Annotated in this window: 15 protein-coding genes; 5 read left to right on the top strand and 10 right to left on the bottom strand. The window is 71.3% G+C overall.

The features are described from left to right. Positions 1-32: 32 nt before the first annotated feature. From LCD31_RS11620 to LCD31_RS11595, 6 genes are all read right to left on the bottom strand, one after another. Positions 33-1,250: a restriction endonuclease subunit S gene (locus LCD31_RS11620; RefSeq protein WP_224957920.1), complete on the bottom strand. Its 1,218-nt coding sequence runs from the start codon at positions 1,248-1,250 to the stop codon at positions 33-35. Further along, positions 1,247-2,764: a class I SAM-dependent DNA methyltransferase gene (locus LCD31_RS11615; protein WP_224957919.1), complete on the bottom strand. Its 1,518-nt coding sequence runs from the start codon at positions 2,762-2,764 to the stop codon at positions 1,247-1,249. Before LCD31_RS11615 ends, LCD31_RS11620 begins: the two co-directional genes overlap by 4 nt. 1,077 nt (positions 2,765-3,841) lie before the next feature. After that, positions 3,842-4,066, bottom strand: a complete 225-nt coding sequence (locus LCD31_RS11610) for a hypothetical protein (protein WP_224957918.1) — start codon at positions 4,064-4,066, stop codon at positions 3,842-3,844. 143 nt (positions 4,067-4,209) lie between these two features. Then, positions 4,210-4,572, bottom strand: a complete 363-nt coding sequence (locus LCD31_RS11605; protein ID WP_224957917.1) for a hypothetical protein — start codon at positions 4,570-4,572, stop codon at positions 4,210-4,212. Positions 4,573-4,685: 113 nt separating this feature from the next. After that, complete coding sequence (locus tag LCD31_RS11600; protein WP_224957916.1) at positions 4,686-5,333, bottom strand: response regulator transcription factor; 648 nt, start codon at positions 5,331-5,333, stop codon at positions 4,686-4,688. Then, positions 5,330-6,508, bottom strand: a complete 1,179-nt coding sequence (locus LCD31_RS11595; protein WP_224957915.1) for a sensor histidine kinase — start codon at positions 6,506-6,508, stop codon at positions 5,330-5,332. Before LCD31_RS11595 ends, LCD31_RS11600 begins: the two co-directional genes overlap by 4 nt. A 120-nt stretch (positions 6,509-6,628) precedes the next feature. On the opposite strand from LCD31_RS11595, the gene LCD31_RS11590 reads away from it, so the two are divergent. The 3 genes from LCD31_RS11590 (at position 6,629) to LCD31_RS11580 (ending at position 11,018) form a co-directional block, all read left to right on the top strand. Continuing rightward, positions 6,629-7,402 carry an ABC transporter ATP-binding protein gene (locus LCD31_RS11590; RefSeq protein ID WP_224957914.1) on the top strand — a complete coding sequence of 258 codons (774 nt, stop codon included), beginning with the start codon at positions 6,629-6,631 and terminating at the stop codon, positions 7,400-7,402. Continuing rightward, the gene (locus LCD31_RS11585) at positions 7,399-9,843 is read left to right on the top strand and encodes an FtsX-like permease family protein (protein ID WP_224957913.1); all 2,445 of its coding nucleotides are present in this window, start codon (positions 7,399-7,401) and stop codon (positions 9,841-9,843) included. The genes LCD31_RS11590 and LCD31_RS11585 overlap by 4 nt, the downstream gene beginning before the upstream one ends. Positions 9,844-10,103: 260 nt before the next feature. Further along, positions 10,104-11,018: an alpha/beta hydrolase gene (locus tag LCD31_RS11580; RefSeq protein ID WP_224957912.1), complete on the top strand. Its 915-nt coding sequence runs from the start codon at positions 10,104-10,106 to the stop codon at positions 11,016-11,018. On the opposite strand, the gene LCD31_RS11575 is transcribed toward LCD31_RS11580, so the two are convergent. Then, positions 10,993-11,523 carry a TetR/AcrR family transcriptional regulator gene (locus LCD31_RS11575; protein ID WP_224957911.1) on the bottom strand — a complete coding sequence of 177 codons (531 nt, stop codon included), beginning with the start codon at positions 11,521-11,523 and terminating at the stop codon, positions 10,993-10,995. The two genes, LCD31_RS11580 and LCD31_RS11575, sit on opposite strands and share 26 nt — an antisense overlap. 266 nt (positions 11,524-11,789) lie before the next feature. Here LCD31_RS11575 and LCD31_RS11570 point away from each other — a divergent pair, with 266 nt between their 5' ends. Next, positions 11,790-12,236 (top strand): HIT family protein, encoded by a 447-nt coding sequence (locus LCD31_RS11570; protein WP_224957910.1) that lies wholly within the window; start codon positions 11,790-11,792, stop codon positions 12,234-12,236. A 393-nt stretch (positions 12,237-12,629) separates the two neighbouring features. Here the strand turns inward: LCD31_RS11570 and LCD31_RS11565 are convergent, their stop codons facing one another. Next, on the bottom strand, positions 12,630-20,213 hold the full coding sequence (locus tag LCD31_RS11565) for a hypothetical protein (RefSeq protein ID WP_224957909.1): 7,584 nt from the start codon (positions 20,211-20,213) through the stop codon (positions 12,630-12,632). Positions 20,214-21,003: 790 nt separating this feature from the next. After that, positions 21,004-21,867 carry a CPBP family intramembrane glutamic endopeptidase gene (locus tag LCD31_RS11560; protein ID WP_224957908.1) on the bottom strand — a complete coding sequence of 288 codons (864 nt, stop codon included), beginning with the start codon at positions 21,865-21,867 and terminating at the stop codon, positions 21,004-21,006. 62 nt (positions 21,868-21,929) lie between these two features. On the opposite strand from LCD31_RS11560, the gene LCD31_RS11555 reads away from it, so the two are divergent. Then, entirely contained in the window at positions 21,930-22,604 is a 675-nt protein-coding gene (locus LCD31_RS11555; RefSeq protein ID WP_224957906.1) for a TetR/AcrR family transcriptional regulator, read from the top strand. A 233-nt stretch (positions 22,605-22,837) separates the two neighbouring features. Here LCD31_RS11555 and LCD31_RS11550 read toward each other — a convergent pair whose 3' ends face one another. Beyond that, positions 22,838-23,926 carry a DUF418 domain-containing protein gene (locus tag LCD31_RS11550; RefSeq protein ID WP_224957905.1) on the bottom strand — a complete coding sequence of 363 codons (1,089 nt, stop codon included), beginning with the start codon at positions 23,924-23,926 and terminating at the stop codon, positions 22,838-22,840. Positions 23,927-24,221: the final 295 nt, after the last annotated feature.

Raw genomic sequence — 24,221 nt, 5'->3', positions numbered from 1 at the left:
GACCCCCCACTCAAGCGTGACTGTCGATCAGGCTACCGGAAGCTCTCCTTTGTCCACAGCTCTCCGCGGAACGCGCGGTGCTGGATCGAGGCGAACAAGGCGTCAAGCTCGGCGAGGTGGGTTTCCAGGCCAGTCTTAGTTCTTTTCAGTGAGCGAACCCGGTCAACGAAAGCCTGCTGCAAGCTGAGTGGAGGTAGCGTCACCGGAAGATCTTTGATGATCCCCATGTTAAGGCCGGACATGATCGCGCCCTTTGCGGTGCGATGAAGATACCGTTGAGATTCAGGATGCATTAAAAAATAGGCATGCAGGAAATCCGGAAGACACTTCTCTTGATCCAGGGTAATGCAGCACAGGTGCTTTGTGTTGATCGATATCGGGATGTCATCTGGAACGATTGCACATCGGCCGCAAGTTCCCATGATCGTAATTAACAGGTCTCCGGGGTAAACTCTATACCGTGAGAGCTTTTCGAATTTCTCTTCAGTGATGAACCGGCGCCCCTGCCATGTGAACTCGTTCCGTACGGCGTTATCGATACCGAGTACCGCGATTCCCGAATCGACAAACTCCTCATGGAGGAGTTGACTGCCGAATGGTCCAGTTCGGATCGATCCCTTGGATCTTTGGGCTAGATCCGCTACTTTTACGAGTGGCCAAGGTGAATCCGAATCGGCGAACATGTCGAGGAAGATATGCTGGACAAGTTCGTCAAGTAGGGCAATCGACTCTCGTCGCTTGGCGCGCAATGACTCCAGTCTATCCAGCGTTTTAGCGATGATCTGCTGCTTGTCCAACGGCAGGAACGGCACCTTCAGTCCCTGAATATATTCCGCCGGAACGCGCCGCTGACCGGCGCTGCCGGTCATTCTAAGTTCTCCGATTTTACGAATCATCGGCCAACGGAGAAAATGCACTAGGAATCGGCTGTCGAGTCGCCTACCGTCGGGTCGGATCACATGAAACTCGGTCGACCCGGCGCCATTTTGGCGACTCAATCGCGCTTGTGCAATCTTGCCATTCTCGAAGCAAGGGGTGATCTTGGCGACCAAAATATCGCCGTCGTCGAACTGCGTGTATCCCTTTTTGACTTCGCCATAAGGTCGGTCATCGCCAGTGCTCGTAGTGCTGGTTTCGGCGTCCAAGTCGGCCATTCCTAAGAAGGCCACGAGGTCGCTTTCGTTCAAGCGTCGAGTTAGCCTCGGGTTGACGACAGCGATCTCAGACAGATCGATTGTCGGGATAGTCATCCCAGCATCCCCTTGAGGTCGCTCATGCCCTGCTGGATCTCCGTCTCGATGCGGTCGAGCTCTTCCAAGATCTCGCCGGGTGACCGATGTTCGACCTCTGCGTGGACGATTTCTTTGTAGCGGTTGATGCTGAGGTCGTAGTCCTGCGCGACGATCTCGTTCTTCGGGACAAAGAAGCTTTGCTCGGTGCGTGCGCGCTCCTGCTCGCTACCGCTGCGGCGGTGCCATCTGGCGAGCACGTCGGGAAGGTTGTTCTTGGCGTGCTCGTCGTCGGTCAATGCGCTCTCGACGATCGGACCGAGCTTCTCATCGTCGAGCAGCGGTGTGCGCTTGTCGTCGAGGCTGAGTCCGTCGGCGGTAACGTCGTAGAACCAGACCTGATCTGTGCCACCACTGTTGGTCTTGGTGAAGAACAGGATCGCGGTCGACACCCCGGCGTAGGGTTTGAACACGCCGCTGGGCAGCTTGACCACCGCGTCGAGTTTGTGGTCGTCCACGAGCAGTTTTCGCACGGCCTTGTGCGCCTTGCTGGATCCGAACAGCACTCCGTCCGGCACGATCACCGCGGCCCGGCCGCCGTTCTTGAGCAACCGCAGGAAGAGCACGAGGAATAGCAGCTCGGTCTTCTTCGTCTTGACGACTTTCTGAAGGTCGTTCGCCGTCGCGTCGTAGTCGAGGCTGCCCGCGAACGGGGGGTTCGCGAGGATCATCGAGTACCGGGCGGCTTCGTCGGCGACGTTCTGGCCCAGCGAGTCGCGGTACCGGATGTCCGGGTTCTCGATCGAGTGCAGCAGCATGTTCATGCTGCCGATCCGCAGCATCGTGCTGTCGAAGTCGAAGCCGTGGAACATGCTTTCGTTGAAGTGCTTGCGCTGCGCTGGCGCCAACAACGCCTGGCGGTGCTTGTCTGCGACGTGTTCGGCGGCGGCGACCAGGAACCCGGCTGTGCCGCAGGCCGGGTCGCAGATCTCGTCGCCCGGCTGCGGCGCCATCATCTCGACGATCAGCCGGATGATGTGGCGAGGTGTGCGGAACTGACCGTTCTGTCCGGCGGTCGCGATCTTGCCGAGCATGTACTCGTACAGATCGCCCTTGGCGTCCGTGTCACCAGTGTCGAGATCGCTGATCATCGAAACGGCCTTCGACAGCAGGTTCGACGTCGTGATGGTGAATCGCGCGTCCTTCATGTGGTGCGCGTAGGTCGAGTCCTCGCCGCCGAGGTTCCGCAGCCACGGGAAGACACCGTCCTGTAGGAGCGTCAGCATCTCTTCCGGGGCCTTGTTCTGGAACGCCGACCAACGGAGTAGTTGAGTGTCGTCCGTGTAGATCGGGTTCTCGACCGGTTTCCCGGTGCGGTTGGCCTTGTTCTCCTTGGCCTGTTGAAGCTGGTCGAGACGCCGGATGAACATCAGGTAGGTGATCTGCTCGATCACCTCGATCGGGTTCGAGATCCCCCCAGACCAGAACGCGTCCCACAACCGGTCGATCTTGCTCTTAAGCTCACCTGTGACCACGGAGGCAGGCTAGCGGAGCGGGCCAGCGGCTCCATCGAGGCGTCCTCGGTACCAAGCGGGTGCAGTCCCCGAGAACCGTTCCACACCATGATCAGCCCGGAAGCTCCTGTCGCTAACGCTTTGTTCCGCGGGATCGACACCGCCCCGAACAGCTCTGAGGGCAACGCCCCGCCGTTCGGCAACCCTCGGTGTTCAAGGAGCTACCAGGAAACCTGGTCCCAGCCCTTGGTGCTCCCGACCGCAACTCGGACCTGCAAAGCGCCTCCAGGCAGGGTCCTCGTGGTCGGTGAAGCCCGTAAAACCACCTGCTGGGAGGCGGTGTATGGGAGGAAATTGGGAGGCGTCAAGTGCACCGGACCGCGTCGAACGGGTGTGGGTGTATCCGACCGGCACCGCCCTGACCTGCCGAAGTCGTGTCTGTGCAGGTCAGGGCGGCGCCGACCGCTACCTTGACACGGTAGAGGTCACTGGTTCGATCCCAGTATCGCGCACCAGCGTTCAAGCAGGTGACGGCCCCATCGGCGATCTTCGTCGATGGGGCCGACTGCTGTTCGGGGCAGGTCGGGAGCGGTTGATCTCGGCTCGCCCGACGCCCCGGCGGGCGATCGCCGGGGCGGCCCCGACCACGGCGACCCGATCGTCCGGCCGGTGTTCTGGCCTCGGAGTGCGGACGGTGCGCGGACCGGCCGAGCGGCGGGCCGGAGCCTCAGGCCGGGCCGTCGATGGTCAGCGCGCAGGTGACCGGCCGGCCGGGCTGCCCGGCCTCGCTCACCCGCTCCTCGCCTTCGACACGAACGGCCGACGCTGGAACCGGTGCGCGAACTGGCACCCGGGCTGGCGAAAACAGGCAAGCTCGTCTACTCGGCGCACGTCTACGGATACACCGGCCCGAATCACAGCGGTGCCACCGGAACCGGAGCACGGCCGCCGGGTGCCGGTCGTCGAACTCCTGCATCTGCGAGCGCCGGGCGGTGCGGTGATCGGGGTCGTCCGGCGTCTTCTCGCGCGGATGATGCGGGATCGGCCCGAAAACACCGGTTCCCCCGCCGAAGTCGGCGGGGGAACCAGGTGGTGGGGTCAGTCGCGGATGAGGTTGTTCGGGCCGTTCTGGTCGTCGGTCACGGGCGCGCAGAACAGCGGGCCGGGGTCGCCGTGGTCGGCGAGCTCTTGGAGTTTGTCGGAGCAGGCTTGGGCGGTGGGGAATTCGCCGACGACTTCTTCGGCGAGTGCGGTGCCTGCGCCTGCGACGGACATGCCGGCCGCGCACAGTGCCAGGGCCGTGATGGTTTTGCGGATGCTCAAGGAAGTTCCTTTCCGAGTGGGTATCCCGAAGGCGGCGGCGAATGGCCGCCTTCGAGAAAATGGATGTTCACTGCTGGTCGATCGAGGCCGAGGGCGACGCCGGCACGGTGTGCGAACCGGCCCACGAGCGGCGGGCCGGAGCCTCAGGCCGGGCCGTCGATGGTCAGCGCGCAGGTGACCGGCCGGCCGGGCTTCCCGGTCTCGGTCACCCGCTCCTCGCCTTCGACCAGCACCTTGCAGGTGAGGGCCGAATCGGGGGAGTCCGGCGTGACGACGACCTTCGCCGGACCGCCCATCGGAACCCACGTGTCCTTGTGCGGGACGCTGAACTGCACCGGAGGCTGCTCCTGCGAGTCCGAAGTGGACTTCTGGACGGTGCCGGTCGCCCCGGCGGGACCCGCGACCTCCAGCGTCACCTCGTAGGCGGTCTGCTCCGGCGGACCGCCGCACGCGGTGAGGCCGACGAGGGCGAGTGCCGGCACGGCCAACACGAGTGCACGCTTCATGGGGATTGAGCTCCTTCGCGCAACGGCGTTCGATCTTCCGAGACCGAACGCTATTGGCCACCCGCTCGGTCGCGGATCGGTCGGACGACCGGTTCGCGCGGGAATCCCTATGACTATCGGCCTACCCCTTGCGACTGCCAGACCCACGCGGCGATCTCCACCCGGTTCCGGAGGTCCAATTTGGACTGGATGCTCGACAGGTGGGTCTTGACGGTACCGAGGGACAGGAACAGCTGCTCGGAGATCTCGGCGTTGGTGGCTCCCGTGGCGACCAGCTGGGCGACCTCCCCCTCGCGCGCCGACAGCGGGTTCGGCCGGTTCGCGCGGGGTTCGGCGGGGGAGTGGTTGCGCAGCAGCTTCACCGTGATCGCGGGGCTGACCAGCGCCTCGCCCGAGGCCGCCGCGCGCACGCCTTCGAGCAGCAACGCGGAGCTGGCGGTCTTGAGCAGGAAGCCGCTGGCGCCGCCGTTGAGCGCGCGGTGCACGTACTCGTCGTCCTCGAAGGTGGTGACGACCACGACCTTCGGCGGGTCCACCGCGCCCGTGGCGTTGATCCGCTGCAAGGCGTCCAGACCGTCCAGCCGGGGCATCCGGATGTCCATCAGCACCACGTCCGGCCGGTGCAGCGCGACCATCTCCAGCGCTTCCACGCCGTCGGACGCCGTGCCGACCACCTCCATGTCGTCCTCGGCACCCAAGATCATTTCGAAGCCGGTGCGGATCATCGCCTGGTCGTCGGCGATGAGCACTCTGATGGTCACGCGGTACCTCCGTTCGACGGCAGCGGCATGCGGGCTGCGAGGACCCAGCCGCCCGTCGGGGCGGGCCCGTCCTCGAACTCGCCGCCGACTTCGGCGACGCGGTCGCGCAGGCCTCGCAGACCGAATCCGCTGCCGGAGATCTTGCCAACCTCGCCGTCGTCGCCGACGCGCACCACCAGCTCGGATTCGGCGCGTTCCACGTCGATCCGCACCGTCGTCACGTTCCGGCCGTGCTTGCGGACGTTCGTGAGCCCTTCCAGGGCGACCCGGTGCGCGGTGGTGCCGACGTCGGCGGGGATGCCGTCGGTGGAGTCGGGCAACCGGAGCCGCGCCTCCGGTCCCGGCCCGCGGTTGAACCGCTCGACCATGGTGGAGATCTCGTCGATGGTGATCGGCGGCGCGGTGGTCCCGCCGTCGTCGGCGCGCAGCAGCCCGACCATGCGGTGCAGCGATTCCATCGCCTCGGCGCCGGCCTCGGCGATGCTGTCCAGCGCGTCCAGCGCCTGCTGCGGCGACCGCTTCGCGATCGCCTGCGCGCCGCGCGCCTGCACCACCATTCCCGTCACGTGGTGGCCGACGAAGTCGTGCAGGTCGCGGGCGAAGTCGGTGCGCTGGATCAGCCGTTCGTGCTCGATCTGGCGCTGCCGCGCCCGGCGGGCCAGCCGGGCGGCCAGGCCGATCGTGCAGGACAGCGTCACGCAGCACACCAGGAGGAATCCGATCACCACCTCGGTCAACCGGCCGCGCCCGATCGCGGGCTGGGCCACGACGACCGCGGACACGACCACCCCGGTGGCGATCGCCCAGCGCTTCTCCGCCCGCCACACCACGAGCCCGAGCAGGATCAGCAGCGCCGCGGTCGGCGTGAGCAGCAGCAAGCCGAGGTCGGGGCGTTCCGGCCAGCCCCTGGCGTCGTAAGCGGGGTAGTACACGGCCGCCGAGATCACGGCGGCGCCGATGGCGGCCGCGGGCAGCGCACGAGGTCCGAGCCGCGGCGCGATCAGCAGGACCACCGCGGCCACCGACCCGCCGGTGAACATCACGGCCGGCGGCCACCGCGTGCCGTCGAAGCCCTCGAAGATCACGTACTCCAGCAGCATCGTCACGGGCGTCGTCACGAGGATGCCGAACAGCCAGAGCAACGACTGCCATGCGGGCTTGCCGGGGAACACCATGCGCCGACCCTAGACAAGCGGGGTCAGCCGCCGGGATCAGCCGAAAGGCAGAGTTCTCCGCCGGCGAACCGGTCGGCGGACGGAGGTGGACCGCACCCGCGACTCGGCAGGGTTCGAGACATGAACCAACACAGCCGACCCGCCGACGCCGCGCGTCCCGGCGCGTCCTACGCCGTCGAAGCGGTCGACCTCGTCAAGACCTACGGCACCGGCCCTGCGGAGGTCCGCGCGCTGGACGGGCTGTCCGTCCGGTTCCCCGCCAGGAGCTTCACCGCGGTGATGGGGCCGTCGGGCTCCGGGAAGTCGACGTTGCTGCAGTGCGCGGCGGGCCTGGACACCCCGACCGGCGGGAGCGCGCTGATCGGTGGCGTCGACCTGGCCACGTTGGGCGACGACGAGCTCACCCGAATCCGGCGGGAACGGATCGGGTTCGTCTTCCAGCAGTACAACCTGCTTCCCGAGCTCACCGCGGAGGAGAACATCGTGCTGCCGGTGCAGCTCGCCGGGCGCAGGCCGGAACGCGGCGCGGTCCGCGAGCTCGCCGAGCGGCTGGGGCTGTCGGGCCGGTTGGGGCACCGTCCCGCGGAGATGTCCGGCGGGCAGCAGCAACGGGTGGCGTTGGGCCGGGCGCTGCTCACCCGGCCTGAGGTGATCTTCGCCGACGAACCCACCGGGAACCTGGACACGCGGTCGAGCGGCGAGATCCTGGAACTGCTGCGGACGTCGGTGCGCGAACTCGGGCAGACCGTCGTGATGGTCACCCACGACCCGGTGGCCGCTTCGTACGCCGACGGTGTCGTGCTGGTCGCGGACGGGCGGCTCGTCGACACGCTCGCCAAGCCGGACCCCGCGCGGATCGCGGAGGCCATGCGGCTGCTGGGGGAGATCCGATGAGCGCCGTCGTCCCGCACCTGCGCACCGTCCGGCGCGCTCCCGTGCGACTGCTGCTGTGCGGCGTCACGATCGCCGTGGCCGCCTTCTTCATCACCGCCACGCTGCTCGGCCGGGACATGGCGCTGCGCACGATCACCGATGATCTGACGTCGATCCCGGAGGGGGCGTCGGCGGTCGTGCGCTCCCCGTCCGGGTTCGGGCCCGCCGAGCTGGATCGGGCGGAGGGACTGGCGGGCGTGACCGGATCGACCGGCCGGGTGAGCGGATCGGGCCTGGTCGGAGCCGTGGAGGTCGATCTCACCGCCGATCCCGGAGCGGGGCCGCTGAGCCGGGTCCAGGTGGACGAGGGCGCGTATCCGCGTTCACCGGGGGAAGTGGCTGCGTCCGCCCGCGCCGCCGAACGGCTCGACCTGCGCGTCGGCGACGAGGTCGAGTTCGCGGACCCGGACGGTGGCCCACCGCAGCCGCTCACCGTGACCGCGCTGGTGGACTCCCCGTCCGCGGACGGGCTCGCGCTCTACGCCCCGGACCGGGAAGTGCTCGCCCGCACCGGTGCGGAGCTGGCCCGCGTTGATCTCACCGGCGACCTGCCCACGATCCAGCGCAGCGCCCAGCCCACGACGTTGGCCGTGCAGTCCGCGGAGAACGCGCGACAGGCCGAGTTGAGCGAAAGCCTGGAAACGGTCGACAAGGTCTCGGCGGTGCTCGGCGCGTTCGTGCTGGTGGCGTCGCTCGCGTCGACCATGGTCGCGGTGTCCGCCTTCCGGATCGTGTTCGCGCAGCGCACCCGGCACCTCGCGATGCTGCGCGCGTTGGGCGCCACGAGAGGCGGGCTGCGCCGGGCGCTGGTCGCCGAGGGCGCGCTCACCGGCCTGCTCGCGGGAGGCGCCGGGACGCTGCTGGCCGTCGGAGCCGGGCTGCTCGTGCCGCTGGTCGCGCCGGTCTCGGCGGTGACCCCCTCGCCGCTGGTGCTGGGTTCGGTGGTGGTGGGCGTCGTGCTCGCGGTGGTGCTCGCCGTGCTGGCCCCGGCCCGGGACGCGGCACGGGCGTCCCCGCTGGAAGCGCTGCGGTCGACGACGCGGGCGAGCGAGCGCGCGGCCAGGACCGCGCTCCGGACCGCGCTCGGTGCCGCGCTGCTGGCCGCGGCGGTGCTGCTGGTGGTGCTCGCCGTGTCCAGCGGGCTGCTGTCGCGCTACCGCCCGAACGGGAGCACCGAAGATCTCATGCTGTACGGCGTGCTGGCCGTCGCCGCGTGCTTCTGCGCATACCTGGCGTTCGCGCCGGCGCTGGCCCGACCGGTGCTCGCCGGTGCGCACCGGTTGCTGCGGCGGTTCGGTCCGGTCGCGACGTTGGCGGTGCGCAGCGCGGGCGGGATGCCGCGTCGCGCGGCGTCGGTGTCCTCGGTGGTGGCGTTGGCCGCGACGCTGCTCCTCGCGGCGCTCACCGCCGGCGGCACCTTGCGCGATTACAGCGAGGCGAGCTCGGCCGCGCAGTACCCCGCCGACATCGAGGTGCGCGCACCGGAAGGGGAGGTGCTGCCCGCCGACCTGCCCGCGACGTTGGCGGCCGATCCCGCGTTGCGCTCGGTCGTCCCGTTCCGCGCTCCTCGGCTGCGGCTGGAGCTGCCGAGCGGGCCGACGAGCTTGGAGGTGTCGGACCTGCCGATCACCCGGCTGTCCGGCTCGGTCGGGAGCACCGCCGCCGACGGGTCCCTGCACGACGCGGAACCCGGCACGATCGTCGTGTCGGACGCCTTCGCGAGCAAGACCCGGCTCGCCGCGGGCGATTCCGCCCGGCTCGGCGACCGGGAGGTGCGGGTCGCGGCGGTGGTCGTCGGGTCGAGCCTCGGCGGCTCGCTGGTGCTGGCGCACCCGTCCGACCTCGACGCCCTCGGCGACGACCCGCTCGCGACCGACGTCGTGCTCGACGCCGCCCGCGGGGGCCTGGCGGCGGCGCAGTCCGCGGTCGCCGCGCACGGGAGCACCGGGCCGGAGCTGGAGGTCAGCGTGCTCGACGACTTCCGCGCGAAGGAGTCCGACCTGGTCGGGCAGCTCACCGGCAGCGCGTTGGCGCTGATCGCGCTGACCGTGTTCGTCGCCCTGGTCGGCGTCGGCACCACCGCGAGCCTGTCGGTCGTCGAGCGCGGCCGGGAGAGCGGCATGCTCCGCGCGGTGGGCCTGTCCCGCGGCGGGCTGCTGGGCGTCCGGGTCGGTGAGTCCGCGCTGTACGGGCTGCTCGGTGTCGTCTTCGGGGCGCCGCACGGGATCGCGCTGGGCACGTTGCTGATCACCGCGCTGGTTCCGGAGGCGTCGCTGGCGATACCGGTCCTGGCGCTGCTGGCGGCCTGCGCCGGACTCGTGGCGGTCGCCGGAGCGGCCGGCCTCCTGCCGTCGTGGCGTGCCAGCAGAACCCCGCCGGCCACCGCGACCCGCCAGGACTGACCTCCGGGCGGTGGTCGCCGGTCCGGCCGCGTGCGGGTGGCGGCGCGGACCGGGCGAGCTTCGGCGGAGCGGCCGTCCGATCCCGGTACCGCGCACGACGTCCTTCCCCGGTCCTCCCCGGTGATCTTCCTTCGGCGGGGACGCGTCGGGTCCGTTCCCGATCGTGCGCTCGAAAAACCTGAGCATTCCGGCGGCGTTGCAGGTCAGGCTGGGCGGGAACGCGAGTTGTGCGGCGTTCGGGATGATCTCAGGCTGGTGGCATGAACCTGCACGACTACGCCGCTTTCGTTCCCGCCGCGCACACCGCGGCGCTCGTCGAACCCGACCGCACCTGGTGGCGGTGGCGCGACACCCGCGTGCACGTGGCACGCGCCGCCCGTCCGGACTCCGCGGCCCGCGTGCTGGTGATCCACGGTGTCGGCGGGTACGGCGAGTCGCTGTGGCCCGCGCTGGCCGTCGCGGCGCAGGACGGCGTCGAGGTGCTGGCTCCGGACCTGCCGCTGTACGGGCGCACCGAGACCCCCGACCCGGCGGCCGTCCGCTACGGCGACTGGGTCGAGCTGTTGTGCGAGCTGGTGCGCGCCGAGCGCGCCGCCGACCCGCGGCCGCTGGTCCTGCTCGGGGCCAGCATGGGCGGGATGCTCGCCTACGAGGTCGCGGCCCGCACCGGCGAGGTCGCCGCGGTGCTGGCGACGTGCCTGCTCGACCCCGCCGACCCGGTGGCGCGCGCGGCCGGTGTGCGGTGGTCGTGGCTGAGCGGGCTCGCCCCGCGGCTGTTGCGCGCGGTCGACCCGGTCCTGGGCCGCGCGCGGGTGCCGATCCGCTGGGTGGCGGACCTGCCCGCCGTGAGTTCGGATCCCGCCCTGGCGCGGCTGTGCGCCGCAGATCCGCGTGGCGGCGGTGCCCGGGTGCCCCTCGGGTTCGTGTCGAGCTTCCTGGCCCACGAGCACGCCGACCCGGCTTCGTTCACCGCCGCGCCCGTCACGCTGGTGGCGCCCGGCGCCGATGGCTGGACGCCCGTCGAGGTGAGCACGTCCTTCCTGCGGCGCATCTCGGCGCCCACGAAGGTCGTCCTGCTGGAGAACTGCGGGCACCTCCCGGTCGAGGAGCCCGGCATCGGCCGGCTCCGCGCGGAAGTGCTGGCCACCGTCAGCGAGGTGGCGCCAGCGCGGTGACGAGCCCGGCCAGCCGGTCGACGCTGAACCCGCGCTCCGCCATCACCCGGTGCAGGTGCGCGTCGACCGCGGTGACGATCGTCCGGGCCGTCAGCTCGGCGTCGGCACCGCGGTCGCAGCGCTCCAGGTGGAACGCGACCTCGTCGACGACGTGCTGCTCCACCGCTCGCACCACCGCGAGGTCGCGTGCCGTGCGGGGCAGCAGCCGGTGCAGGACCGCGTGCAGCCGCTGGTGGGTCCGGTGCTCGTGGACGACGGCGTCGAGCAGCGCGCGGATGGTCTCGTCGAACGGCGGTGCCTCGGCGCGCAACCGGTCGAGCACCGCGCCCGCGTTCCGGGCGACGTCGGCGACGTGGCGTTCCGCGACCGCCGCCAGCAGCGCCTCCTTGTCGGAGAAGTACCGGTACAGCGTGCCGATCGACACCCCCGCCCGGTCGGCGATCCGGTTGGTGGTCGTGGCGGTGCCTTCGCGGGAGAACATCTGCGCGGCGGCTTCCACCAGCACGTCGACCGTGTCGCGCGACCGTGCCTGCCCGGGTTTCTTCCTGATCTCGCCGATGCCCGAGTGTATGCGGCGGTGGCACGACCGCAGTGCGGCGGCCCGCGTCCTCGCCGGGCCCGGCGGCGTCACGGGCCCGCCGTGCCGCGGGTGCCGGCCATGCGCAGGTCCTCCCCGGCTTGAGCATGCCGCCGCGGCACGGTTTCCGATGGCGGCGCCGAACCGCGGACCCGGCGCCGCACTCCGTGCTGCGAAACGAGAAGGCCTTGCCAGTGACCGAGAACTACGATCCCGAGAACCCCTTCGCGAAGATCATCCGGGGTGAGGGGCCCGCGCACGTCGTGCACGAGGACGACGACGTGCTCGCCTTCCTCGACGTGTTCCCCCAATCGCCGGGGCACGTGCTGGTCGTGCCGAAGAGCGGCGAGCCGCGGACCCTGCTCGACGTGACCCCCGAGCAGCTCACCGCGGTCGTGCACGTGGTGCAGCGCGTCGCCCGTGCCGTCACCGACGAGCTCCGTCCCGCGGGCGTGCAGATCGTCCAGTTCAACGAGGCGGCCGCGGGACAGACCGTCTTCCACCTGCACTTCCACGTGATCCCGCGGTACGGCACCGGTGAGCTGCTCCCGCACGCCGGGATCCGCGGGGACGCCGAGCGGCTCGGGGAGCTCCAGCGGCGGATCAGCAGCCGCCTGGCAGCACAGCGCCCGGCCGCCTGATCCGACTGCCGCCGCGCGCTCGGCGTCCTCCGCCGCACCGGCCGAGTCCGGCCGCGCGCCGCTCCACCGGCTCGGCCCGCGGCGGGTGGTCTGCGCCATGGGCGGGAAAATCGGGCTCGAGCGTGCCGCGTCCGTGCGGGCTCGCCTCCGCCTCCGCCTGCCAAGTGCCACTCATGATCGGGGCGACCGGCCTGACCGCGATCCAGGACCCGCGGCTGGTCGCCATCCCGGCGATCACCCTCGTCCTGGTGTGCGTCGGCACGACACCGCGGCGCTGGTCCGCGCCGTCCGCCACCGCTGAGCCGCGGGCGGGCGCACGACGAGTTCCCGCTCCGGCCCGCCGAATCCGGCCGGGCCGGCGATCGCCGCCGATCGCCGAGCGGTGGGCCGCCGTCAACGGCGGCTGCGGTAGTAGCCGCGGCCGTAGGAGTCGTAGCCGTCGTACGGGGCTTGTTCCCGGTACGGGTTCGGTTCGATGGCCGGGAGGCCGTAGGTGGAGTTGTACGGGTCCGGGGGCGGTGCCGTGGAGGTGCTCGCCCCGGAGGTGTCGTAGGTGTAGGGGTAGGAGTAGTTCTGGCTGCCGCCCCGGTCGTACGAGCTCTGGTGGGACGACGCGGGGGGATAGGTCGTCGTCGTGCTGTAGTAGTCCTGGCTCGAACTGGGCTGCGGCGGCCCGGACCAGTCCCAGCCGGGGTCGACCGCGGGGATCGGCACCTGCCGGGTGGTGCTGCCCACGTAGTCGCGGCCGTAGCCGCTGCCGACCGCGTTGTTGCCGTAGTTGTTGCCGTAGTCGTCGAGCGTGGTCCGCGTGTTGTCGGCCGGAACGTTCGCCGCCGACTCGTTCCGGTTGATGGCGCTCACCTGCTGCGGGGTGTAGATCGTGTCGGCATCCATCCGCGGTGTCGTCGAGCCGCGGTCATAGCGCAGCCAGCCGCCGTTCTCGGCGACGCCGATGTAGCCGGTCCGGGTGACCGCGACCTCGTTGTACCCGAAGTAGAGGGAGTTGTCGTAGCGCCGGCTCAGGTCGTGCCCGGCGGAATACCCCGAGCGCAGCCCGCTGACGATGCGGGTGGAGTTCCCCGCGTTCCCGGCGTCGCAGGCCGCGAACACCAGCGGTGATTTCTCGTTGCGCTCCATGATGTATTGGAATTCGGGGTTCTTGTCCAGCAGGTAGGCGACGGTCTCCTGGCTGACGCTGATCACGGTGCTGATGCCGTCGATGGGGATGGTGACGCCGTACCGGTCGTTGTTCGTGTGGATGAAGATGAAGGTGGGCGTGCGCGGGCGGCCGCGCCGGTCGGCGTCCCGCTGCCACGGTGGCCGCACCTGGGAGCCGTCCCGGTTGGCGGGGCCGGGCACGAGGGTCATCTCCCCGGGGAGCGTGCGCGTCACCCGGCCGTTGAAGTTCCGGGTGAACGATCGGAACATGTCCGCGTCGCCGCCCAGGGTGGGGAAGCAGACGCCGATCGGGCGGCCGTCCGCGTCGCCCAGGATGCGGCTTTCGACGGCGTTCGGGGTGAATTCGACGGTGACCGTGGTGCCGTCCTCGCGCCGGTGGCGCCCTTGCAGCATCACCGGTGCCGGGGCCGGTCGACGTCGAGGCATGGAGGGCTGCGGTGCGGGTTCGTCCTCGTCGTCCGGGCGCCGCGCGGGTGACTCGTCGCCTCGGTTCGGTGCGGGTGCGTCGTCGTCGCGGTTCGGCCGGGACGATCGATCGCCCCGGTCCGGTGCGGATGCGTCGTCGTCCCGGTTCGACGCGGGTGCGTCGTCGTCCCGGTTCGGCCCGGACGATCCCTCGTCCCGGTTCGGCGGCGGGGCGTCCGGCGTGCTGCCGGGTGCCGGGTCCGGGAGGTCGTTCCGGAACGTGGTGGTGGGGACGTCGTCGCCGATGGCGGCGCCCAGCAGGTCCAGGTAGCGCGGGCGCAGTCCGCCCTCGGACAGCCCTTCCGCGGTGGTGCCGCGTTCCGCGGGGGAGTAGAAGTCGCCCATCAGCGAGCCCGGGACGTCGAGCTGCACCTGCGGGCCGTGGCCGGCGTTGTGCTCGTCCGGAATGCCCAGCGCGTGCATGAGCTCGTGCGCGGCTTCCCGCGGCCTGATGTCGGAACGCCACTGCCGCGCGTTGCTCAGCCCGCGGTGGCCCTCGCCGACGACCACGGACACGTCCGCGTCCCGGCCCGGCTCCACCTGCTCCAGCCGGACGAAGAGCCGGTCCCCGACGGGGCCGGTGCGGAACTTCGCGCCCGGCCGGTTGACCACGTCGTGGATGCCGTCGACCGCCGAGGACCACGCCGCGGCGAGATCACCCGGGGTGGCATCCCGCCCGGCGGACAGCGCCACCCGCAACGTCACCTCGGCGACCTGGTCGCCGTCGTGGTTCATCCGGCGCACTTGGAACCGGGAGTCGAGCACGGGTGCGCGCGGTTCGGTCCGGCGCGCCGCCACGTCGTCGAGCGCGGAGCGCAGGTCCACGTCGGGATCGCGGAAGGCCGCCAGCTCCGCGTGGTGGATACCGGCGGTGCGTCCGCGCTCCACGCCCGGGATCGAGCTGCGGAAGTTCTCCCACTCGCGCGGATCCACCGCGAACGGGGACCGGTCGTCCCGGGAAAGCGGGCCGGTGCCGCCCGGTTCGTTCTCGGGACGGGCCGGAGCCGACGGGTACTGGCTGTAGTAGCCCTGGCTGCCGTAATAATCGGAGCTTCCCGTGTTCCGGTACGGGTTCGGCGCGATCGCCGGTTGCCCGTAGCTGGATTCGTACACGGTGTGCGAGGAACTCGGGTAGGTGGTCGGGGTCTCTTCGTAGTAGTAGTCCCGGTCTCGGTGCCGGCGGCGGTGGCGGCGGTGCGAGCTCGTGTGGACGGGTTCCTGGTAGGACGGCGTGGTGATGGGGGCCTGGCTGTAGGTGCTCGGCTGCGGTGCCGGTGCGCTGTAGTAGTCCTGCCCGACGTACCGGCCGCTGTACGCGCCGAAGCCGTAGCTGTCCCCGCTCGGCGGCGGCGCGGGAGTGCTGTAGCCATCGCCGTAACCGCTGCCGTAGCCACCGCCGTAGCCACCGCCGTAGTCGGGCGGTCCACCGTCGGGCCCGCCGCTGCCGGTGGGGCTGTTGCCGGCCGCGCCCTCCTGCCGGAGCTCCTGCGCCTCCCGGTAGCTGGACCGCACGTGACGCGCGATGTCCTCGGCGGTCCGCTGCAGCCCGTTCGGTGACTCGCGCGAGCTGCCCTGCACCCGCAGTTCCGCGACCAGCGCGGGCGGGTCGAGCAGGGGGACGCCGCCGGAGTAGTTGTGGTCCATGCCCATCGTGGTCCGGATGACCAGCGCGTCGTACTGGCTGACGCGGTGCGCCGGGCGGGACGAGAACGCCCCGTCGAGGTAGTCGCCCAGCGTCCGCCCGGACGAGCGCGCGTTCCGCACCCGCGGCGGTACCCGCTCCTGCAGCAGGGCCACGCCCGGATTCGCGTTGACCACCCCGCTGCGGAAGTTCCCCGCGAACCGGGCCGCCAGGTCGCGCGACGCGCCGTCCAGGTACCGCCGGACGTCCTGGCTCAGGGCGCGCCGGGCTTCCCAGATCTCGACCCGGGAGTTGAGGGCCGCGTAGTTCTTCCCCATGCCGGTGCCCGCGTAGTGCCGTTCGGCGATGGCCGCGAACTGCGTGTAGGTGAGGGCGAGGAACCCTTCGAGCTCCTTGCGCTCGAACCGGGAGAACCCGTTCGCCTCGGCCGCTTCGTCGCTGATCCGGCGGGCCAGGCTCATGCCGTCCCGCAGCTGCTGCCGCGCCGCGCTGTTGAACCCGCCGGTGCGCATCGAGTCGCTGATGTAGCGCATGAACCGGGGCAGGCCCGCCAGCGGCACACCCGCCGAGTAGTGCGCGTAGATCTCGTCCTGGTTGTGCTGGCTGTACTTGCGGATCGGGAACTCGCCCGCGTCCGGGTCGACGTCGAAGCGGTCGTCGTCGAAGACCCGCTCCAGCCGCGTCCGGTCCCGCGCGTTCCGCAGCCTGCGCACCGCGTCCTGGACCGCCCGGTGCACCTGCTCCGCCGATGGCCGGCCCAGGTCGCCGTCCACCACCGCGAACGGCTTGCTGACGATCTCCAGCACCGGGCCGCTGTGGCCGTCGTCCAGCACGATCGAGAACTCCGGGGCGTCCACGATCGTTTCGAAGTCGTTCGTGGTGTAGCCGCGGGGCAGCGAGATGCCGATGTTGTGCAGCTCGCCCTCCAAGCCCATCCCGCCGCCGCGCAGGCCCGGGAGCTCGCCCGAGACGGCGTAGTGGGACAGCTCGTAGGCGAGCCGGTCCGAGTTCAGCACCGGTCGTCGCAGCGGCAGCCACTCCCGGTACGCCGCCCGGACCTCCTCTTCCGAGATCGGCCGCTCGGTGAGTTCGCGCATCCTCTTGCGCACCAACGCCACCTGGAGATCGGTGAGCTCCGACGGGCGTCCGTCCCGCGGGGCGGCCGGAGCGGGGCGCTCCCCGCCGTCCGCGTCCTGGCGGGCGGTGGCGTGCCGCTCCGGAGCGGTGACCTCGTCCGGGCCGGGACGGGCCGGGGTGGTGGTGCTCTCCGTCGACGGCCGTGCCGGGCGGGCGGTGGGGCGGTCGCCGCCGCGGGCCGGGCCGTCGCTGGTGCGGGCAGGGGCGGTGCGGGCGTCCGGCTGGGGTGCCGGTTCGCCCTGCGTGCTCCGGTTTCCGGTGTTCGGCCTGCTCGATGTGGTGTCCGGACGCGCGGTGTTGTCGAGCCTGGCGGCGGTGTCGGGTCGGGCGTTCGGATCCGGACGGCCGTGGCGGCCGGGGGCGTCCGCGCGGGAGGCGGTGTCCGGCCTGGCGGTGCTGTCGGACCTGGTGGCGCTGTCGGGTCGGGTGGCGCTGTCGGGTCGGGTGGTGTCGGGGCGAGCGCCGGTGTCCGGGCGGGTCGCGTCCGGCTGGGCGGCCGGTGCGTCGGGCCTGGACGCCGCGGGCGCGGCCTGCCGTGCCGCCGGAGCTGCGGGATGGGCCACGAACGGGGAGGCCGGTGTGCTGTCGCCGTCGCGGGCCGGGCCGGAATCCGGGGCGGCGCGGTGCTCGGGCGCCTGGTTCTCGGGAGTGGCCGGGTTTTCCGGTGTGGCGCGGGTTTCCGGCGTGGCCTGGTTCTCCGGTGTGGTGCGGCTTTCCGGAGTCGCCTGGTCGTCCGGTGTGGCACGGGTTTCGGGAGTCGCGCGAGTTTCGGGGACGGCTCGGTCCTCGGGGGCCGCCCGGTTCTCCGGCGCGGCGCGGGTCTCGGACTCCGGACGGGACTGCGCTTCGGCATCGGGCCGGGAGGTCCCGCGCGATTCGAGCTCGGGGCGTGCCTGGTCCTCGGGACGGGACTGCGCCTCGGTGCGCGATTCGGGCTCGGGGCGTGCCTGCTCCTCGGGGCGCGCCGCGGATTCGGCGCGGGAATCGGACGGTCGCTGCAGGGCCGACTCCGCGCGGTTCGGCTCGGACCTGCCGTCCTGCTGCGGATCGGTGGTGCGGGATACCTGCTCGTCCGGGCGCGCCGGGAGAGCGTCCTGCGCGACGGCCTGCGCCTCCCGCGAGGTGGTGTCCGGCCGGGCCGCGGCCGGGTCGAGGTCCGCGCCGGTGCTGCGGCCGTCGTCCACGGTGTTCCGGGCGGGTTCCGCGGTCTGCGCGAAGCTCGGTGAGTTCTCGCCGCCGGAGCTCGCGGCTTGCTCGCCGCGGGCCGGGGCGTCGCCGAGCCCGGTGGATTCGGTGCGCGGCGTGCCGCCGGACGCCCGGGTGGACGACTGCTGCGCGGTGGCGGTGGGTGCACCGTCCGCTGCGCCGCGCGCCCCGCTGGTGGCGGCACCGCCGCGGGCGGCGCCGTCGGCGCGCCCGGCCCCGGAGTCGGCGCCCGTCGAGTGGCTCCCGTTGGCGGCGGGCTGGACCTGCGTGGTGGTGCCGACCGCCGGACCGCTCGCCTCGGTGGAGCGCGCCGCCCCGCCCTGCTCGGTGCCGACCGGGGCCTCGCCCGAACGAGAGCCGCCGGTGGTCGCGTCGCCGCCGAGCCCCCGGGACTCGGTCCCGAAGTCGCCGGGCTGCGCGAAGAGCGCGCCGAGCTCCGTGCCGCCGGTGCTGACGGTGCGGGACGAGCCGTCCTGGACGATCGCCGAGTCGCCGCCGGTCTCCGCGCCCGCCGCGTCCTGGTGCAGGACCGTTTCGTAGGACGGCGGCTCCGCCAGGACCGTCGCGTAGGACGGCGGGGCGACGTCCGTCGTCGCGGAGCGTTCCGCGCCGCCGATGCCCGCCGTGCCGCCCTTGCGGTCGCCGGTGGCCGTGCCCGCGTCGGAGCTCGCGTCCGAGCCGCGTCCGGAGGACCCGCCGGACACCGGGCCGCCGGACGTCGTCGTGCCGGAGTTCCCGCCGGTGCCTGCGTTCCCACCGGCACTGGAATTCCCACCGGCGCTGGAATTCGTGGTCGCACCGGAGTTCACCGCGGAGTTCGCCGCCGCGCCCGGGTTCGCACCGGCGTGCGCCGCCGCACCCGACTTCGCGCCGGAATCCGCGTCCGCACCGGTCTTCGCGCCCGTGTCGGAGCGCGCGTCCGCACCGGTCTTCGCATCCGCACCGGAGTACGGGTCCGCGCCCGTCTTGGCCCCCGCACCGGAGTCCGCGGTCGCGCCGGTCTTCTCGCCCGAGCCGGACTCGACGCCCGAGCCGGACTTCACGTCCGCACCCGACGACGGGCCGTTCGCGGCCGTCTCGACGCCGCCGGTCTTCCGGTCCCCGGTGCCCGTCCCGTCGTCGCCGGTCCGCTCCGCGCCGCCCTTGCCGTCCTGAGCGGACGGTCCGGTGTCCGCCGGACCGGGGATCTCCAGCGCCTCGGGACCGGGGATCTGCAGCGCCTCGGGACCGGGGATCTGCAGCGTGCCGGGCCCGTCGACGGTGCCTGGGGAGGTGGTGCCGCCGCCGGTGTTCTTGCCGCCGCCGAGGCCGCCGCGGGCGAACGCCCCGAACATGCCGTCGGAGGCGACACCGCCCTTGTCCCCGGTGGCCACGTAGACGAGCGGGTTGCTGCCCGCGACGGAGACGATCTGCGCCGCGCCGTCCGCGAAGCGCCCGAACGCCATCTGCCCGCGGGTGAGGGTCTTCTCGGGCAACTGGTCGCTCGGGCCGCGGAGCTTGTTGGCCTGGGCGATGTTCTTGTTCATGCCCGCGATGACGTCGTCGACGCTCTTCGCGATGCCGCGCACCGCTCCGGCGGCGGCACCGGAGGCGGCGCCGCCGATCGCGCCGCCGATCATCATGCCCTTGATGGACTCGGTGTTGATGTTGTCGCGGTAACCGGCCGCCTTCTGGATGCCCTGGATGCTCGCGTCCAGACCGCCCATCACGCCGGCGCCGATCGCGGCACCCGCCGCGGGGTATTTGCCGAGCTGCCAGGCCTGGGAGCCCGCGGCCTTCGCCCCGGCCTGCCAGCCACCGGCCTTGATGGCCTGCGGGACGCGCGCGAGCTGCTTGACGATGTTCTGCGCGATCTGCTTGATGAGTTCGCGCAGCAGCGCGGTGATGCCCACCCGCGCGGCGGCGAGCACGGCGGGCACCATGAAGGCGCCGAACAGCGAGGCGATCAGGGAGATGACGGTGGCCAGCGTCATCGCGGTCATCGCCACGAAGAGGATCTTGTTCTTCTGGATGTCGGCGGCCGCGTCCTTGGCCTTGCTCGCCAGGTCGGAGGCGACGGCGACCTGCTGCTCCAGGTATTCGGGCAGCGTGTTCCCGAGGTAGTCGACGGTGGAATCGGCGGTCTCGCCGCCCAGTGCGGCCGAGACGTCGTTGCTGGCGGAGAGGAGCCGCTGCCGGGTCAGCTCGGCCCGTTCGGCGTACTTGCTCAGCGCGTCGTGCAGTTCCTGGAGCCCGCCTTCGTTGCCTTCCGGCCACTCCATTCCCAGGGTGATCTTGAAGAACTTCTGGAGCTGGTCCGGCAGTTCCGTGGTCTCGTAACGCCCGCTCAACGCTGTTGCACCAATCATGTGGATCGAGTGATGGCGCGCTCCACTTCCGAAAGGGCGAGACGAAAGGAATCGGGCACGACGAATGGAGCCGCGCAGATGGGTCGCGGCCTCGCCGGTCAATTCCCCGGACGCTGCGATTCGATGGAGGCGGCGGCAACGCTACCTAACCGGAGGCGCATCCGATCCGGTGGTCGACCAGCGCGGAGGGGTGCGGCGGAATTGTGGCTCCGGGGCGGGAATAGCCAGTTCAGGAGGATCCTGCGCGTGCTCTCCGGGACTTGCGGAACCCAGTAGTCTCATTGTAGGTGCACGAATCGAGGGCGTTCCGGGATCGTTGCCACGGCTCGCGCATTATTCCGTTCGTACGAACGCGGGTTCGTCCGTTCTGGCGGCCGAAACCATCTTCGGTGCACTGCGAACGGTCGAACCGGTTGCGCCGTCGAGGTCGCGCCCCGCGGGTGGTGCGCGGTGTCCTGCTGTCAATTGCCGGCACCGTTCACGTGCTGTTTCCGCGAATGCCGCCGCCCCGATCGGGGTGCTCGCGGCGGCGCATCGGCGCCCGGCGGTGTGCCACTGCGCCGGCCCCGTCGCCCGGTGGAGGTGTTCGGCTGATCGGACCAGCGCCGCGGCCGTGGGTGCGCGGTTCGCTGTGATCATGGGCACATGCGTCCGAATGGCGGTATGGGATCGACTTGAGAGCGGTGGTACCCGAATGGGCTAGCCGCAGGTACCGCCGAGTTCGGCGGCGCCTGCGGCTGGCTGGGCGGTGGTCGGGTTCGTGGTTCGTCCCGCGCGGGGAGCGTGCCGATCAGGATTCCGGCAGCTCGGTCTGCTTGCGGCGGGGCATGGCCAGGCGCCCCTTGGTGACGGCCAGCATGATCAGGCACAGCAGGGTCATCGAGATCAGCGCGTCGACCTCGCCCTCCGAACCGAAGGCGGCGACCTTGAGCCCGGAGGCGGTGTTGATGCCGGCGTGGGCGATCACCACCGCGAGCAGGCTGCCTCGCGAGAAGTTCCAGACGTTGCCCATGGCGACGCAGAGGGTGACCACGAGCATCACGTAGATCGGGATGGACATGCCGGCCTGCGAGGTGCCCTGGATCTCCCACAGCGGGGCGTGCCACACGGCCCAGATGATGCCGAGCATCACGTTGGAGGCGAACGGCGACACCACGGACTGGAGCCGGGGGAGGGCGTAGCCGCGCCAGCCGAGCTCTTCGTTGCCGCCGCCGACCAGCGCGATGAACAGGAACGTGGTGGGCGCGCTGAGCAGTGCGGCCTGCAGCGCGGCGTCGTCGATCTCCCCGCCGCTCAGCAGCAGGTGGAACATCCCCGACACCATGATGAACAGGCCGGGAACCAGCGCGAGCAGGTAGGGCAGGACGCCGCCGCGCCCCCGCGGGGAGTACCGCCGGAACATCGCGCCGACGCCCGCCTTGCCCTGCGTCGCCGCGGTGACGATCACGGAGGCGGTGGCCGGGCCGAAGCTGCCCACGATCACGAAGGGCATCGGGTTCATGCCGGGGAACAGCTTGCTCGCGTACCAGATGCCCCAGGAGATGCCGAATGCGAGGAGGAAGAAGGCGGCGAGGCCGCGGGCCGGGAGGGTCCTGGTGCGGGCCAGGTCGGCGGTGTCGTCGGTGAGCTGCTGCGTGGGCGCATCGGTGATCATGTGGAGAACCCTACACTGTAGGAGTACTCTCATACAACGTATGTCTCAACTATGCTGGATCTATGTCCGACACACCCCCTGAACAGCACGTGGACAGCGTCTTCTACCGCCCGCCGCGCAAGCGCCGCACCGAATCACCGCTGAGCCGGGACCGCATCGTCATCGCGAGCGTCGCGCTGCTCGACCGGGACGGGGCGAGCGCGCTGACCATGCGCAAGGTCGCGGCGGAGCTGGACGTGCACGCGACGAGCCTCTACTGGTACGTGCAGCGCCGCGAAGACCTCATCGACCTGGCGCTGGACCACGTGCTGGCCGGGCCCGCGGGCGACCTCCCCGGCGACGACGTGCCCTGGGACGAGGTCGTGCTGCGCGTCGCGAAGCAGTACTACGACGCGTTCGCCGCGCACCCGTGGGCCGCCGGGTTCGCGGGGACGCGGCCGCTGATCGGGCCGAACGCGATGGCGCTGGCCGGGCGGATCATCGCCGCGCTCACCGAATCCGGTGGCACGGAGAAGGACCGGATGATCGCCGCCACCGCCATCTCCCAGCAGGTCCTCGGCGCGGCCACGACCGCCGTCGTCGCGCGCGGCTTGTCGAACGCCCCCGCGGAGGACTACGCCGCGGCCGTGGGCACGCCGCAGACGCTCGACATCTGGCTCCCGTCCTTCGACGACGTGCTGACCCTGCTGGTCGACGCCATCCGCACCCGCCTCAACCCCACCGGACCCACGACCTGAACAGGACCTGCTCCGACCACTCCGCACGTCGAGCGCGGGCTCGCCCCCGCACCCCGGCCCGCGTCGTCTTCCTGTCAGCGGCGAAGCCGCTGAGCCGCCGACCACCTGATCAACCGGACCACCCGCGGGTTCTCAGCGTCCTCCTCGCGAGGACAGCTTTTTCGCATGTGGCGGAGCCACCTGTGAAAAAGATCCCGCAGCGAGGAGGGCGCTGAGGTTCCGCCACCCCAGCGCTACGCAGCCGAAGCGGGCAGGCCCCGAAGACGGATCGGGGGCAGGTTCCACCAGGTCAGGCAGCGCCACGCCCACTCCAACGGCCCGTAGCGGAAGTGCGCGAGCCACAGCCTGCTCCACACCGCCTGCACCGCGATGACCGCGACGGCGAACCCGAGCATCGTCCACCAGGAGCTGGAGTCCGCCAGCCCGATCAGCCGTCCGGCGCTCACCATCAGCAGCGTCGCGCTCACGTAGTTGGTCAGCGCCATCCGCCCCAGCGGTTCCAGCGCCGCCGAGATCGGCCGCCCGGCCCGGGTCCGGAGCAGCAGGGCCAGCCCGCTGCTGTACGCGGTGGCCAGGCACAGCCCGGCGACCACGGTGGTCAGCGCGAACCCGAGGTCGCGCGGGCCGTAGAGCTGGGTGAGCAGTGCGGGCACCGACAGCCCGGCCGACACCGCGAACACCACCGCCAGCTGGTTCCGCCGCGCGTGCAGCGTCTGCGGGATCTCGTAGCGGGCGAGGGCGTAGCCGAGCACCAGCGCGCCGGGCACCGGGCTGATCGGGAGCACCAGCGCCACCAGCAGGGCTGCCCACCGCGGCGCGAAGCTCAGCGGCAGCAGCAGCGCGACCCCGAGCACGCCGTAGAACAGCAGGTACTCGCCGGGGTGCAGCAGCTGGTGCAGGCCGCCGAGCGGGAACAGCACGGCCAGCCGGCGCGCCAGCAGCAGCCGCGGCCGGGGGTGCTTGCGGGTGGCGCGCTGCAGGAAGATGCCGAAGCCGATCCCGAACAGCAGCGCGAAGATCACGTTGAACCGGTACTGCACGAACAGGTCCAGCGCGCGCCGCACCGGCGCTTCGGCGCCGCCGACCTCGCTCGGCATGCCCAGCACGTGCGGGATGTTCACCAGCAGGATGCCGAACAGCGCGAAGCCGCGGAGCGCGTCGAGCGTCGTCACCCGCTGCCCGGAGGAGCCGCCGGGCGCCCGCGCCGGGACCGCGGCGGGCACCCGGACGGCGATGGGCACCGTGTCCTGCGCGTCCGGTCGGGTGAGCCGCCGGGTGGCGGACCACGGGTCGGCGCCGGGGTGCGGGGCGCTGTCTCGCATCGGATCACTTCTTCGCGGCTCGGTTTCCAGGAACCGGGCGCGTCGTCCCGCCCGGCCCGAGCCAAGTTAGGGATCCGCGGCACCGCGGTGATCGCCTTTCGAGCCGACCCGCCTACGACTTTCGGGTATGGCCGGGGGAACGGCCCGTTCGCCCACTCCGGTCGGGCTGATGGGCCGTTCACCTCTGGTGGGGGGGGGGGGGGCCCCCCGGGGGGGGGGCCCCCCCCCGCCCCCCCCCGGGGGGGGGCGGGGGGGGGGGGGGGGGCGCGCCCCGCGGGGGGGGGGGCCCCGGCCG

This window comes from Saccharopolyspora sp. 6M, from assembly GCF_020176775.1.
Taxonomy (GTDB): Bacteria; Actinomycetota; Actinomycetes; order Mycobacteriales; family Pseudonocardiaceae; genus Saccharopolyspora_C; species Saccharopolyspora_C gregorii.
This window is presented reverse-complemented; position numbering and strand designations above follow the sequence as displayed.

Coding starts and splice junctions, on each gene's coding strand:
- LCD31_RS11620 (WP_224957920.1), bottom strand. CDS start 1,250: ATGACTATCCCGACAATCGATCTGTCTGAGATCGCTGTCGTCAACCCG.
- LCD31_RS11580 (WP_224957912.1), top strand. CDS start 10,104: ATGAACCTGCACGACTACGCCGCTTTCGTTCCCGCCGCGCACACCGCG.
- LCD31_RS11585 (WP_224957913.1), top strand. CDS start 7,399: ATGAGCGCCGTCGTCCCGCACCTGCGCACCGTCCGGCGCGCTCCCGTG.
- LCD31_RS11565 (WP_224957909.1), bottom strand. CDS start 20,213: ATGATTGGTGCAACAGCGTTGAGCGGGCGTTACGAGACCACGGAACTG.
- LCD31_RS11555 (WP_224957906.1), top strand. CDS start 21,930: ATGTCCGACACACCCCCTGAACAGCACGTGGACAGCGTCTTCTACCGC.
- LCD31_RS11560 (WP_224957908.1), bottom strand. CDS start 21,867: ATGATCACCGATGCGCCCACGCAGCAGCTCACCGACGACACCGCCGAC.
- LCD31_RS11605 (WP_224957917.1), bottom strand. CDS start 4,572: ATGAAGCGTGCACTCGTGTTGGCCGTGCCGGCACTCGCCCTCGTCGGC.
- LCD31_RS11595 (WP_224957915.1), bottom strand. CDS start 6,508: ATGGTGTTCCCCGGCAAGCCCGCATGGCAGTCGTTGCTCTGGCTGTTC.
- LCD31_RS11550 (WP_224957905.1), bottom strand. CDS start 23,926: ATGCGAGACAGCGCCCCGCACCCCGGCGCCGACCCGTGGTCCGCCACC.
- LCD31_RS11590 (WP_224957914.1), top strand. CDS start 6,629: ATGAACCAACACAGCCGACCCGCCGACGCCGCGCGTCCCGGCGCGTCC.